This window comes from Variovorax sp. LARHSF232, from assembly GCF_052871435.1.
Map to the genome: position 1 here is coordinate 21164 of NZ_JBIXJS010000019.1, position 12845 is coordinate 34008.

Consider the following 12845-nt stretch of genomic DNA (forward strand, 5'->3'; position numbering starts at 1 on the left):
ATTTCTAGTCCCTAGTCGCGCACTTCCATCGACCGGTTGATCCGCAGCGCGACCAGCGTGCAGACGACGCCCGACAGCAGGTACAGGCTGATGAAGGCCAGCCCGAAGCGGGCCGACAGGCCCAGGGCCACCAGCGGGGCGAAAGCGGCACCGATCAGCCAGGCGAAGTCCGAGGTGAGCGCAGCCCCGGCGTAGCGGTACTTGGGCTCGAAGTTGGCCGTGACGGCGCCGGCTGCCTGGCCGTATGAGAGGCCCAGCAACAGGAAGCCCAGCAGCAGGAAGATGTCCTGGCCGATCCGGCCGCCGTCGAGCAGGAGGGGGGCAAACAGCGCGAACACGCCGATGGCGACCGCCAGGCTGCCCAGCGTCTTGCGGCGGCCGATGTGGTCGGCGATCAGGCCCGAGACCACCACGCCGCCGGCCGCCAGGAAGGCGCCGAAGACCTGCAGGCCCAGGAACTCGGTGATGGAGTGGTCGGAGAAGAGCTTGATCCAGGACAGCGGGAACACCGTGACCAGGTGGAACAGCGCATAGCTGGCCAGCGCCGCGAAGGCGCCGATCACGATGTTGTGGCCCTGCGTGCGTGTCAGTTCGGTGATGCTGGTGGGCGCCAGTTCGCGCTCTTCCAGCATATGGGCGTACTCGTCGGTGGACACCAGGCGCAGGCGGGCGAAGAGGGCCACCACGTTAATGGCAAATGCCACGTAAAAGGTGTAACGCCATCCCCAGCTGAGGAAGTCTTCGGCCGGCAGGCTGGCGTACAGGTAGGCGAACAGGCCGCTGGCCAGCATGAAGCCGACCGGCGCACCCAGCTGGCCCAGCATGGCGTACCAGCCGCGCTTGCCTTCGGGTGCGTTGAGTGCCAACAGCGAGGGCAGGCCGTCCCAGGAACCGCCCAGGGCCAGGCCCTGGCCGATGCGCAGCACCGACAGCAGCACGATCGAGCTGAAGCCCAGGCTCGCGTAGCCCGGCAGAAAGGCGATGCAGACGGTGGAGATGCCCAAGAGGAACAGGGCAATGGTCAGCTTCACCTGGCGGTTGAAGTGGCTCTGGATCTTCATCGAGATCGCGGTGCCGATCGGGCGCGCGATGAAGGCGAAAGAGAAGATCACGAAGGACCACAGCGTGCCCTCCAGCGCTCCCTCGAAGGGGAAGAAGACGGCTGGGAAGACCAGCACGGAGGCGATCGCGTAGACGAAGAAGTCGAAATACTCGGAGGCGCGGCCGATAACCACCCCCACGGCGATTTCCCCGGGTTCGATGCGGGTGTCGCCGTGAAGGTGCTGGTTCCGGCCCTCGAAGACCTTGGGCGCGGGAAGTTCGGTATGTGATTGGGTGCTGGCCATCATCGATGCGTCATCAAATGTTCGTGTGTCACGCGGACAGTGCCGAGCATCTCACCGCGCAGCCGTCTTTGCCATAGGACAAAACGTCCACTCCCCGAAGGGCCCCAAAACGACTAGATTGTCGGGTCTTTGCGCAGAACTCGCACTTTTTTTCGGCATGGAACATCTCAAAAAACTTCGCGGACTGCTGCTCCTCACGCCGCTACTCCTTCTGAGCGGCTGCGGTACGGTGCTGCTCAATCCTTCTGGTGACGTGGCCATGCAGCAGGGTCGTCTCATCGTGGTCTCCACGGTGCTGATGCTCCTGATCATCGTGCCGGTGATCGGGCTGACGGTGTTCTTTGCCTGGAAGTATCGCGCTTCCAACAAGGAGGCCGAGTACGCGCCCGAGTGGGACCACTCCACGCAGCTCGAACTCGCGATCTGGGCGGCGCCCCTCATCATCATCATCGCGCTGGGCGCGGTCACCTGGATCAGCACGCACACGCTCGACCCCTACCGCGCGCTGCGCCGCATCGACGACACCCGCCCGGTGCCGGCGGACGTCAAGCCGCTGGTGGTGGAAGTGGTCGCGCTCGACTGGAAGTGGCTCTTCATCTACCCGGAGCAGGGCATCGCGTCGGTCAATGAACTGGCGGCGCCGGTGGACCGGCCGATCAAGTTCAAGATCACCTCCTCGACGGTGATGAATTCCTTCTACATCCCGGCGCTGGCCGGCCAGATCTACGCCATGCCGGGCATGGAGAGCAAGCTGCACGCGGTCATCAACAAGGCCGGCGAGTACGAGGGCTTCTCCGCCAATTTCAGCGGCGAGGGCTTCTCGCACATGCGCTTCAAGTTCCACGGCCTGGCCGATGCGGACTTCGACAAGTGGGTCGCCAACGTCAAGGGCGCCGGCGGCCAGCTCGACCGCGCCGGCTACCTCAAGCTCGAGAAGCCGAGCGAGCGCGAGCCGGTGCAGCGCTGGGCCAGCGTCTCGTCGGACCTGTTCCACGCCATCCTCAACCGCTGCGTGGAGCCGGGCAAGATGTGCCTGCACCAGATGGCGGAGATCGATGCCCGCGGCGGCCTTGGCTTGCCCAGCGCCTACGACATCGCCAGCAAGCCCGCGTATTCGGCCGACCCGCTGTCGCCCCAGCGCCGCTATGTCGCCGCCTTCTGCGCACCCGGCGACCCGGTCGACCTGCCCCTGTACTCGAGCGTCGCCATCACGCCGGCGATCCTGAAAGAATAACCATGCTCGCCAACCTCGACTTCGCGAAGCTGATCTTCGGCCGTCTCAGCTGGGAAGCGATTCCCTTCCACGATCCCATTCTCATGGGCACCTTCGTCATGGTGTGCCTGGGCGGCATCGCCGCGCTCGCCGCCATCACCTACTTCAAGTGGTGGGGCCCGCTGTGGCGCGACTGGATCACCAGCATCGACCACAAGAAGATCGGCATCATGTACATCGTGCTGGGCTTGATCATGCTGCTGCGCGGCTTTGCCGACGCCATCATGATGCGGGCCCAGCAGGCCATCGCCTTCGGCGACAACGCCGGCTTTTTGCCGCCGCACCACTACGACCAGATCTTCAGCGCCCACGGCGTGATCATGATCTTCTTCGTGGCGATGCCGCTGGTCACCGGCCTCATGAACTACGTGATGCCGCTGCAGATCGGCGCGCGCGACGTGGCCTTCCCCTTCCTGAACAACTTCAGCTTCTGGATGACCGCCTTCGGCGCGGTGCTGGTGATGGCGTCCCTTTTCGTGGGCGAATTCGCGCGCACCGGCTGGCTGGCCTATCCGCCGCTGTCGGGCATCCTGAGCAGCCCCGACGTGGGGGTGGACTACTACATCTGGTCGCTGCAGATCGCCGGCGTCGGCACGCTCTTGTCAGGCGTGAACCTGCTCGCCACCATCGTGAAGATGCGCGCGCCCGGCATGACCATGATGAAGATGCCCATCTTCACCTGGACGGCACTGTGCACCAACGTGCTGATCGTGGCCGCCTTCCCGGTGCTCACGGCCGTGCTGGTGCTGCTGTCGCTGGACCGCTACGTCGGCACCAACTTCTTCACCACCGAGCTTGGCGGCAACGCCATGATGTACGTCAACCTGATCTGGATCTGGGGCCACCCGGAGGTGTACATCCTGATCCTGCCGGCCTTCGGCATCTTCTCGGAGGTGGTGGCCACCTTCTGCAAGAAGCGCCTGTTCGGATACACCTCGATGGTGTATGCCACGGTGGTGATCACCATCCTGTCGTATTTGGTGTGGCTGCACCACTTCTTCACCATGGGCTCGGGGGCCAGCGTCAATTCCTTCTTCGGGATCACGACGATGATCATCTCGATCCCCACGGGCGCGAAGATCTTCAACTGGCTCTTCACCATGTACAAGGGCCGCATCACCTTCGAGCTGCCGATGATGTGGACCATCGCGTTCATGATCACCTTCGTGATCGGCGGCATGACGGGCGTGCTGCTGGCGGTGCCGCCGGCCGACTTCGTGCTGCACAACAGCCTGTTCCTGATCGCGCACTTCCACAACGTGATCATCGGCGGCGTGCTGTTCGGCCTGTTCGCCGGCATCTACTACTGGTTCCCGAAGGCCTTCGGCTTCAAGCTCGATCCCTTCTGGGGCAAGGTGTCCTTCTGGTTCTGGGTCATCGGCTTCTACTTCGCCTTCATGCCGCTGTACGTGCTGGGCCTGATGGGCGTGACGCGCCGCGTCAGCCACTTCGAGGACGCCTCGCTGCAGATCTGGTTCCTGGTCGCCGCCTTCGGCGCCGTGCTGGTCGCCATCGGCATCGCCGCCATGCTGATCCAGTTTGCCGTGAGCTTCATGCGCCGCGAGCAGCTGCGCGACCTGACGGGCGACCCGTGGGATGGCCGTACCCTGGAGTGGTCGACCTCCTCGCCGCCGCCGCAATACAACTTCGCCTTCACGCCCATCGTGCATGACAACGACGCCTGGTGGGACATGAAGCGCCGCCATTTCGTGCGGCCCACGGAAGGCTTCCTGCCGATCCACATGCCGAAGAACACGGCAGCCGGCTTCGTGATTGCTGCGCTGTCGGCGCTCACCGGCTTCGGCCTGATCTGGCACATGTGGCTGATCGCCGGCGTCGGCTTCGCCGCGACGCTGATCGCCACCATCGTCCACACCTTCAACTACAAGCGCGACTATCACATCCCCAAGGATGAAGTCACCCGCGTCGAGAACGTGCGCACCAACCTGCTGGCAGCCGGCCATGTCTGAGCTCACCCTGAACCATCCCGGCGCCGCGGGCGCCGCCAAGGCCGCGGTCGCCACCGCCACTGACGGCCAGGCCAACCACTTCTACCTGACCAGGGAACACCACCCCGAGAACGGCACGCTGCTGGGCTTCTGGCTCTACCTGATGAGCGACTGCCTGGTGTTCGCCGTGCTGTTCGCCTGCTACGGCGTGCTGGGGCGCAGCTACGCGGCCGGCCCATCCGGCGCCGAGCTGTTCGATCTGCCGCTGGTGGCGCTCAACACCTCGCTGCTGCTCTTGTCTTCCATCACCTATGGCTTTGCCATGCTGGAGATGCAAAAGCGCCGCAAGGGCGCGGTGCTGGGCTGGCTCTTCGTCACCGGCCTGCTGGGCGCCGGCTTCCTGGGCATCGAGCTGTACGAGTTCGCGCACCTCATCCACGAAGGCGCCGGGCCGCAGCGCAGCGCCTTCCTGTCGTCCTTCTTCACCCTGGTGGGAACGCACGGCCTGCACGTCACCTTCGGCATCGTCTGGCTCATCACGCTGATGGTGCAGGTGAGCAAGTTCGGCCTGACCGTCGCCAACCGCCGCCGCCTGATGTGCCTGTCGATGTTCTGGCACTTCCTGGACGTGGTCTGGATCGGCGTCTTCACCTTTGTCTACCTGATGGGAGTGCAGCCATGAGCGGCAACCACGAACACGACACACACGGTCATCACGACGCGCATGACGACCACGACGAAGGCGGCATCCACGCCACCTTCAAGGGCTACATGACGGGCTTCGTCCTGTCGGTGATCCTGACGGCCATCCCCTTCTGGCTCGTGATGGGCAACGTCTTCCAGAAGCCCAGCACCACGATCATGGTGGTCCTGGCCTTCGCGGCGGTGCAGATCGTGGTCCACATGGTCTACTTCCTGCACATGGACGCCAAGTCGCAGGGCGGCTGGAACATGCTGGCACTGGTCTTCACCGCGGTGCTGGTGGTGATCACCCTGAGCGGCTCGTTGTGGGTGATGTATCACCTCAACACCAACATGATGCCGGGCATGTCGCCGGGCGAGATGCGCGTCGCGCCTTGACGGCTTCGCAGACCGACCCTTCGCCTGAAAACGGCCCGCGCCTCGCGGGCCGTTTGGCCGTTCTGAGCCTGCTCGCGCTGCTGGCCTTTGGCAGCTTGCTGGCATTGGGCTGGTGGCAACTGGAGCGCCGGGCCTGGAAGCTCGACCTGATCGAACGGGTCGAGCGGCGGGTGCATGCGGCGCCGGTGGTCGCGCCGGCGCGCGAGCGCTGGCCGCAGGTGAGCGCGGCTTCCGACGAGTACCGCCGGGTGCGCGTTGCGGGCCGCTTCATGCACGAGCGCGAGACGCTGGTGCAGGCGCTCAGCGACCTGGGGGCCGGCTTCTGGGTGCTGACGCCGCTCCTGCGGCCCGACGGCAGCATCGTGCTGGTCAACCGTGGCTTCGTGGTACCGGCCCAACGCGAGCGTGCCAGGCGGGCTGCCTCTGAGCCAGTGGGCGAGGTGAGCGTCATCGGCCTCTTGCGCATCAGCGAGCCAGGCGGCGGCTTCCTGCGGCGCAACGACCCTGCCGCGGATCGCTGGTATTCGCGCGACGTGGCATCCATCGCGCAAGCGCGCGGCCTGACGGCGGCGCAGGTGGCGCCCTTCTTCATCGATGCGCAGAGAGACACCGCCGCGGCCCCGGACCAGCCGGTCGGCGGCCTGACGGTCATCCAGTTTCGCAACCACCACCTGGGCTATGCGCTGACCTGGTTCGCGCTCGCCGCCCTGGTGGCTGGCGCCGCCTGGTTCGTGTGGCGGGAGGAAATGAGGCTCAGAGCACACTAGCGCCATGAGCAACCAGATTGCAAGCCAGGCGCCCGGCATGGCCGCAGCAGCCCCGGAGACCGTGCCGCATGCGCTGTCCGGCGCGGCCCAGGGCGGGCGGCTGCAGATGGCCACCGGCATCCGCAACATGCAGCAACTGATCCAGCTGCGCTGGATCGCGGTGGTGGGGCAGGTGGCCACCATCCTGGTGGTGCACTACGGCCTGGGCATCCGCTTGCCGCTGCACCAGATGCTGGTGGTGCTGGCCTGCCTGGCGGCCTTCAATGCGGCCAGCCAGTTCCGCTGGCGCTCGCATCACCTGGTGGTGACCAATGCCGAGCTGTTCATCGCCCTGCTGGTGGACGTGGGCATGCTGACGGCGCAGCTCTACCTGAGCGGCGGCGCCACCAATCCCTTCGTGTTCCTCTTTCTGCTGCAGGTGATCCTGGGCGCGGTGCTGCTCGAAACATGGTCGACCTGGACGCTGGTGGCCGTCACCAGCGCCTGCTTTGCCGGGCTGGCGCTGTTCGCGCAGCCGCTGGCGCTGCCTTTCGACCAGCAGCGCGGGTGGGCCAGTCCCTACATCCTGGGCCTTCTGATCTGCTTCGCGCTGATCGCGGCGCTGGTGGTGGTGTTCATCACCCGCATCAGCCGCAACCTGCGCCGGCGCGACACGCGCCTGGCCGACCTGCGCCAGCGTGCCGCCGAAGAGGAGCACATCGTGCGCATGGGCCTCCTGGCCTCTGGTGCGGCGCACGAACTGGGCACGCCGCTGGCCACGCTATCGGTGATCCTGGGCGACTGGCGCCACATGGCGCCCTTCGACAGCAATCCGGAGCTGCTGAACGAGGTGTCGGAAATGCAGGCCCAGGTGCAGCGCTGCAAGTCGATCGTGAGCGGCATCCTGCTGTCGGCCGGCGAGGCGCGCGGCGAGAATTCCGAGCGCACCAGCGTGGTCCAGTTCCTGGACGAGGTGGTGGCCGACTGGCGCGCCTCGCGCGCCGCGCGCGCCTTCACCTACGACAACAACTTCGGCCACGACTTGCCCATCGTGTCCGATTCGGCGCTCCAGCAGATGATCCACAACGTGCTGGACAATGCGCTGGAAGCCTCGCCGCACTGGCTCATGTTCGAAGTGGCGCGCCATGGGGACCAGCTGGTCTTGACCTGCACCGACGCCGGGCCCGGCTTCGAGGCGCGCATGCTGGCGCAGTTCGGCAAGCCCTACCAGTCGAGCAAGGGCCGGCCGGGCGGCGGGCTGGGGCTGTTTCTGGTGGTCAACGTGGCGCGCACGCTGGGCGGTACGGTGGAGGCGCGCAACAAGACCGAAGGCGGAGCGATCGTCACCATCACGCTGCCGCTCGCGTCCATCGTGCTGGAAGAAGAGGAGGGCGAGAGCCTTGAGTGAAGAAGAGCAAGCGCAACGCCACCTGCTGATCGTCGAGGACGACGCGGCTTTCGCCCGCACGCTCAAGCGCTCCTTCGAGCGGCGCGGCTACAGCGTGGACCTGGCCGCCTCGCTGGCTGAGATGCAGGCCGTGCTGCAGCAGCGCACCCCCGGCTACGCGGTGGTCGATCTCAAGCTGGGCGGCGAGGCCTCGGGCCTGGCCTGCGTGCAGCAGCTGCATGCACTCGATGAGGAGATGCTGATCGTGGTGTTGACCGGCTTTGCCAGCATCGCCACGGCGGTGGAAGCCATCAAGCTGGGCGCTTGCCACTACCTGGCCAAGCCCTCCAACACCGACGACATCGAGGCCGCCTTCGGCCGCGCCGAAGGCAGCACCGAGGTCGGCATCACGAACCGGGCCACGTCGATCAAGACGCTGGAGTGGGAGCGCATCCACGAGACCCTGGCCGAGACCGGCTTCAACATCTCGGAAACCGCGCGCCGCCTGGGCATGCACCGGCGCACGCTGGCGCGCAAGCTGGAAAAGCAGCGGGTCAAGTAGGCGCGGCCGTCAGCGCGTTGCTGGCCGGCAGCGGTTTTTTTCAAGCGAACTTGCGCTCGGGCGGCGGGCAGGCCTTGTCCAGCAGCTCGGCGGCCAGGCCCTCGGGGTTTTTCAAGAGGCGCTGAACGGCGTAGCTGCCCAGCTCCTGGCCATCGAGGCTCACGCTGACGGCGGAAAAGTAGTGGCCCAGCGAATCGCCGGCGTCGTTGAGGCAACCTTCCAGCGAATCGAGCCCGCCTTCAAATTGACAGGTCGCCGCCTGTCCAGCGCGCACGCAGTAGGAAAAGAAGCCCTGGCCAATGTGTCGAATATCGAGACGAGGTAGCACTTTAGTCTTCCTTGTAACTGGACATGTACCGTAGGGGGGCGCGCCCCGGCTGTCCATACGCCATTCGGCAGACGTGATAATCCTGACCCATGAGCGGCAACACACTGGGAACAATTTTTGCGATCACCAACTTCGGAGAGTCGCATGGCCCCGCCATCGGCTGTGTGATCGACGGCTGCCCACCGGGGATGGAACTCAGCGCCGCCGACATCCAGCTCGACCTGGACCGCCGCCGCCCCGGCACCAGCCGCCACGTGACGCAGCGCCAGGAGGCCGACCAGGTGCAGATCCTGTCCGGCGTGTACGAAGGCAAGACCACCGGCACCCCGATCGCCCTCCTGATCCAGAACACCGACCAGCGCAGCAAGGACTACGGCGCCATCGCCCAACAGTTTCGCCCGGGTCACGCGGATTACACCTATTGGAAGAAGTACGGCATCCGCGATCCGCGCGGCGGCGGCCGTTCTTCGGCCCGGCTCACGGCACCCATGGTGGCAGCCGGTGCGGTGGCCAAGAAATGGCTGGCGCAGAAATACGGCATGGTGTTTCGCGGCTGCATGACGCAGATCGGCGAGATCGAGATCCCCTTCGAGCGCTGGGACCACGTGCCGAACAACCCCTTCTTCGCGCCGGTGGCCGACGTGAGCAAGCTCGAGGCCTACATGGACCAGCTGCGCAAGGCGGGCGACTCCTGCGGCGCGCGCCTGCGCGTCACGGCCACGAACGTGCCGGTGGGCCTGGGCGAGCCGCTGTTCGACAAGCTGGACGCCGACATCGCCTACGCCATGATGGGTATCAACGCCGTCAAGGGCGTGGAGATCGGCGCCGGCTTTGCCAGCGTGGCTCAGCGCGGCACCACCCATGGCGATTCGATCACCCCCACGGGCTTTGCCACGAACAACGCGGGCGGCGTGCTGGGCGGCATCAGCACCGGCCAGGACCTGGAAGTGAGCATCGCGATCAAGCCGACCAGCTCGATCATCAGCCCGCGCCAGTCGGTCGACATTCACAACAACCCCGTCGAGGTGGTCACCAAGGGCCGCCACGACCCGTGCGTCGGCATCCGCGCCACGCCGATTGCCGAGGCCATGCTGGCCCTGGTGGTGATGGACCATGCGCTGCGCCATCGCGCCCAGTGCGGCGACGTGAACGCGTCTGAAAAGGCGGACGAGTCCGCTGCAGCCACGCCACCGGCTTCCTTTCTCTAAACAAGAGAAGCGGTGGACGCCGGCAGGCAGCAGCCCCGCCATCTGCTGGCTTTCGCCGCGTTGTCGGCGAGCTACTTCGCGCACATCGGCTTCTTCAACCCCTATCTGCCGCTGTGGCTCAAGGACCTGGGGCTGCCGATCTTCACCATCAGCCTGCTGACCTCGGTGCAGTCGGTCACGCGCGTGTTCGCGCCCTACGCCTGGGGCGCGCTCAGCGACCACACGGGCGAGCGCGTCAAGCTGCTGCGCTTTTCCGCCGGCGTGGCCACGGTGGCCGCGCTGGGTCTGTGGTGGCAGGGCGGGCCGCTGTGGCTGGCCATCGTGCTGCTGGTGATGTTCACCCACACCAGCTCGATGATGTCGCTGACCGAGGCGGCGATGGCGCACCTGGTGGCCGGCGACTGGGGCCGCTACGGGCGCATCCGCCTGTGGGGCTCGGCCGGCTTCCTGGTGACGGTGTTCGTGGCGGGCGAATGGTTCGACCGCTTCGGCATGCGCCACTTTCCGGCGTGGGCGGTCGCCACGCTGGCGCTGGTGCTGCTGGCCACGCTGCGCCTGCCCGATGTGCGCGAGGCGGCCGCCCCACGCGACGCGCCCAGGGAGCCGGTGTGGCCGGTACTGCGCCAGAGCGCGGTGCGCTGGTTCTTTGCTTCGCTCTTCTTTCACGTGATGGCGCACTTTTCCATCTACGGCTTTCTGTCGCTCTACCTGGATTCGCTGGGCTACGGCAAGGCCAGCATCGGTTTTCTCTGGGGCCTGTCCGTGCTGGCCGAGATCGGCTGGTTCTTCGTGCAGGGGCGCTGGATGGGGCGGCTCTCGATGCCGCGCTGGCTATGGTTATGCGGCATGGTGGCGGTGCTGCGCCTGGGCATCACCGGCGGCCTGGGCAACTGGTTCGCCGCGCTGGCCGTGGCGCAACTGCTGCATGCGTTGAGCTTTGCCGCCCACCACACCACCTGCATCGCGCTGATCTCGCGCCACTTCCAGGGGCGGCTGCGCGGGCGCGGGCAGGCCCTGTTCACGGTCACCGGCTATGGCTTCGGCGGCGTCATCGGCGTGCTGGCCGGTGGCGCGCTGGCGCAGCGCTTCGGATTCGTGGCCATGTTCGGCGTGGCCACCGGCATGGCGCTGCTGGCCACCCTGTGCGCCTGGCGCGTGCTGACGCTGGAAAGGACGTCCTGAACCATGCGCTTTGCCGTCTTCTATCGCAATGTGAACCTGGGCCGCCCGAATTGCCCGAGCAAGAGCCAGCTGGAGCGCGCCTTCCTCGAGGCCGGCGCCAGCGTGGCCGCCTCTTTCCTGGTGAACGGCACCATCGCTTTCGAGGCGCGCAACCTGGCGGCGGCGCGCAAAGTGCTGGCGCGTGCGTCGGCGCTCATGGCCGGCGAATGCGGACTGAAGGAGCCGGGTTTTCTGCGCGAGCTGGCGGCCTTGCGCGAACTGGTCGAGTCCGATCCTTTTCGCGACGTCGACGCGTCATCCGTCTACGGTTGCTGCGTCACCTTCCTGGATGCCAAGGCGGACCTCTCCCGCTTGCCTGCGGGCTTGCCCGGCGGCGAGATCGAGGTGATCCGCGCAGTCGGCGGCGAGGTGATGTGCGTGGCCCGTCAACTCCCGCACAAGAAGAGCGCGGGCAGCCCCAATGCCTTCATCGAAAAAGCGCTGGGCCTGCCGGCGACCACCCGCATCTGGAACACGGTGGTGCGGCTGGTAGCCAAGCACTCAGGCCGCGGCTGAAGGCGCCGCGCTGGGCAGGCGGGCCAGGGCCAGCGCCAGGCGCGTGCCGACTTGCGCGTTGTGCTTCACCAATGCGATGTTGGTGGCCAGGCTTTGGCCGCCGGAGAGCTGCTGGATGCGCGAGAGCAGAAAGGGCGTGACCGCCTTGCCGTGGATGCCTTGCGACTTGGCCTCGGCCAGCGCCTGCTGCATCAGGTCATCGATTTGCGCCGGTGTCATGGCCGCGGCCTGCGGCACCGGCGTGCTCAGCACCACGCCGCCGGCCAGGCCCAGCTGCCACTTGCAGCGGATGAAGCGTGCTTGCGCATCCGCATCGTCCAGGCGCAAGTCGGCCTTGTAGCCGCTGTCGCGCAGGTAGAAGGCGGCGAAGTTGTCCTGTTCGCAACTGAGCACCGGCACGCCGTGGGTTTCCAGGTATTCGAGCGTGAGGCCGATGTCCAGGATCGACTTGGCGCCAGCGCACACCACGGCCACCGAGCTTCGCGCCAGCTCCTGCAGATCGGCCGAGATGTCGAAGCTCTCCGGCGCGCCCCGATGCACGCCGCCGATGCCGCCGGTGACGAAAACCTCGATGCCCGCCAGCTGCGCGCAGATCATGGTGGCGGCCACGGTGGTGGCGCCGATGCTGCTGCTGGCGCCACTTGCACTGCTGCCTGCCAGCAGCGCCGGCAGGTCGCGCCGGCTGAGCTTGTGGGCCTGCGGGCCGGCGCGCGCCAGGCGCTCCAGGTCCGTGTCATCCAGCCCGATGCGGATGCGGCCGTCCATCACGGCGATGGTGGCGGGCTCGGCGCCCAGGCTGCGGATCAGCGCCTCGACCTCGCGCGCGGTCTCGAGGTTCTGGGGGTAGGGCATGCCATGGGCAACGATGGTCGACTCCAGCGCCACGAGCGGGCGGCCGGCCGTCTGGGCAGCGGCCACGCGAGCACTTGGAAGAAGCCAGGCTTGGGCGGCGGGATGGGGCATGGCGCCAGTTTGCGCGAGATCGGGCGCGGCGGGGCTTGGCCACGGGACTTGTGTTGTTAAGGCGTCAGGAATGGATCGCGCGGTCTGGTTTCGGCACTGTTTCGGGGGCTGGGGCTGGGGCTGGGGCTGGGGCTGGGGCGGCGCGGCAGGTGTTTGCCGCGGCGGGCTCATGGTGCGGCGGTCGATGCTGCGCATCGACTCCGCTGCGATGCTCGCGCAGGGGGCTGCATCGCGGAACTCGCTACGCGCCCCTTCGGTGCGCTGCG

Annotated in this window: 13 protein-coding genes and 1 pseudogene; 11 read left to right on the forward strand and 3 right to left on the reverse strand. The window is 66.7% G+C overall.

Features of this window, described 5'->3' with window-relative positions; all coding sequences use genetic code 11:
* Positions 1-11: 11 nt before the first annotated feature.
* The gene (locus tag ACIPRI_RS26445) at positions 12-1346 is read right to left on the reverse strand and encodes an MFS transporter (protein WP_446624499.1); all 1335 of its coding nucleotides are present in this window, start codon (positions 1344-1346) and stop codon (positions 12-14) included.
* Positions 1347-1503: 157 nt separating this feature from the next.
* Between ACIPRI_RS26445 and cyoA the strand changes: the two genes are divergently transcribed.
* The 7 genes from cyoA (at position 1504) to ACIPRI_RS26480 (ending at position 8343) form a co-directional block, all read left to right on the forward strand.
* Positions 1504-2580: a ubiquinol oxidase subunit II gene (gene cyoA, locus ACIPRI_RS26450; protein WP_446624487.1), complete on the forward strand. Its 1077-nt coding sequence runs from the start codon at positions 1504-1506 to the stop codon at positions 2578-2580.
* Between the two features lie 2 nt (positions 2581-2582).
* Entirely contained in the window at positions 2583-4589 is a 2007-nt protein-coding gene (gene cyoB, locus ACIPRI_RS26455; protein ID WP_446624488.1) for a cytochrome o ubiquinol oxidase subunit I, read from the forward strand.
* On the forward strand, positions 4582-5250 hold the full coding sequence (cyoC, locus tag ACIPRI_RS26460) for a cytochrome o ubiquinol oxidase subunit III (RefSeq protein WP_446624489.1): 669 nt from the start codon (positions 4582-4584) through the stop codon (positions 5248-5250). The genes cyoB and cyoC overlap by 8 nt, the downstream gene beginning before the upstream one ends.
* A complete protein-coding gene (cyoD, locus tag ACIPRI_RS26465; RefSeq protein ID WP_446624490.1) occupies positions 5247-5648 on the forward strand; it encodes a cytochrome o ubiquinol oxidase subunit IV in 402 nt (133 codons plus the stop codon). Before cyoC ends, cyoD begins: the two co-directional genes overlap by 4 nt.
* The gene (locus ACIPRI_RS26470) at positions 5645-6415 is read left to right on the forward strand and encodes an SURF1 family protein (protein ID WP_446624491.1); all 771 of its coding nucleotides are present in this window, start codon (positions 5645-5647) and stop codon (positions 6413-6415) included. Before cyoD ends, ACIPRI_RS26470 begins: the two co-directional genes overlap by 4 nt.
* 106 nt (positions 6416-6521) lie before the next feature.
* A complete protein-coding gene (locus ACIPRI_RS26475; RefSeq protein ID WP_446624500.1) occupies positions 6522-7802 on the forward strand; it encodes an ATP-binding protein in 1281 nt (426 codons plus the stop codon).
* The gene (locus ACIPRI_RS26480) at positions 7795-8343 is read left to right on the forward strand and encodes a response regulator transcription factor (RefSeq protein ID WP_446624492.1); all 549 of its coding nucleotides are present in this window, start codon (positions 7795-7797) and stop codon (positions 8341-8343) included. The genes ACIPRI_RS26475 and ACIPRI_RS26480 overlap by 8 nt, the downstream gene beginning before the upstream one ends.
* A gap of 40 nt (positions 8344-8383) precedes the next feature.
* Here ACIPRI_RS26480 and ACIPRI_RS26485 read toward each other — a convergent pair whose 3' ends face one another.
* Positions 8384-8671 (reverse strand): hypothetical protein, encoded by a 288-nt coding sequence (locus ACIPRI_RS26485; RefSeq protein ID WP_446624493.1) that lies wholly within the window; start codon positions 8669-8671, stop codon positions 8384-8386.
* Positions 8672-8760: 89 nt separating this feature from the next.
* On the opposite strand from ACIPRI_RS26485, the gene aroC reads away from it, so the two are divergent.
* The 3 genes from aroC to ACIPRI_RS26500 are packed head-to-tail and all read left to right on the forward strand — an operon-like array spanning position 8761 to position 11616.
* Positions 8761-9879 carry a chorismate synthase gene (aroC, locus tag ACIPRI_RS26490; RefSeq protein WP_446624494.1) on the forward strand — a complete coding sequence of 373 codons (1119 nt, stop codon included), beginning with the start codon at positions 8761-8763 and terminating at the stop codon, positions 9877-9879.
* Between the two features lie 12 nt (positions 9880-9891).
* A complete protein-coding gene (locus ACIPRI_RS26495) occupies positions 9892-11061 on the forward strand; it encodes an MFS transporter (protein WP_446624495.1) in 1170 nt (389 codons plus the stop codon).
* Between the two features lie 3 nt (positions 11062-11064).
* Complete coding sequence (locus tag ACIPRI_RS26500; protein ID WP_446624496.1) at positions 11065-11616, forward strand: DUF1697 domain-containing protein; 552 nt, start codon at positions 11065-11067, stop codon at positions 11614-11616.
* Here the strand turns inward: ACIPRI_RS26500 and ACIPRI_RS26505 are convergent.
* Entirely contained in the window at positions 11602-12579 is a 978-nt protein-coding gene (locus tag ACIPRI_RS26505; RefSeq protein WP_446624497.1) for a pseudouridine-5'-phosphate glycosidase, read from the reverse strand. The two genes, ACIPRI_RS26500 and ACIPRI_RS26505, sit on opposite strands and share 15 nt — an antisense overlap.
* Positions 12580-12649: 70 nt before the next feature.
* Here ACIPRI_RS26505 and ACIPRI_RS26510 point away from each other — a divergent pair.
* A pseudogene (locus ACIPRI_RS26510) lies at positions 12650-12845 on the forward strand (hypothetical protein); the annotation flags it as partial.